Genomic DNA, 558 nt, shown 5'->3' with positions numbered 1-558 from the left:
GCACTACCGCCTAACGCATTAGCAACATTTAAATTAGCCGCATAAAGCTGTGAACCATTGATGGCATCAGTTGAATTATCGGCAATCTTTCCAGCTTTAACGCCTGTTAAGGTACGACCTTCACCCTCTTTCTTCGCAAGTGTGAAAGTATCTGCAACATTTGCGACTTTATTATCAATCACTAATGAGTGCTTGTCGGCTGATAATTGCAGTAAGCCCAAGCTTCCCGTTGAGACCTTATTCTCAATATTAGTAATACTCTGGCTATTATCTATTACACGATCATCAATATTCTTAAAGGCATCTTTAACATTATTCACTGTTGTACTGCCTTCTTTACCTAGCGCTAATTTCCAACTGCCATCGGTCTCTAAGCCTCCTAATGCCGTTGTGACATTTGTAACGTTTTGATTCGTTGTATCCAATTCACCTTTGACATGAGCAAAACCAGCATTCACATCTTTAATCGGATTATCAGCCCCTAAAGCCTCTTGGAAATTAACCCCCGTTAATTGACCATCTTCATCAAGCTTCGCACTACCGCCTAACGCATTAGCA

General features: G+C 40.9%; 1 pseudogene. It reads right to left on the bottom strand.

The window, feature by feature from the left end:
- Positions 1–558 (bottom strand): annotated as a pseudogene (locus DC082_RS10595) (hypothetical protein); the annotation flags it as partial.

Source organism: Ignatzschineria indica (genome assembly GCF_003121925.1).
GTDB classification, from domain to species: domain Bacteria; phylum Pseudomonadota; class Gammaproteobacteria; order Cardiobacteriales; family Wohlfahrtiimonadaceae; genus Ignatzschineria; species Ignatzschineria indica.
The sequence above is the reverse complement of the archived record's forward strand: the minus strand, read 5'-3'. Positions and strand labels throughout refer to the sequence as shown.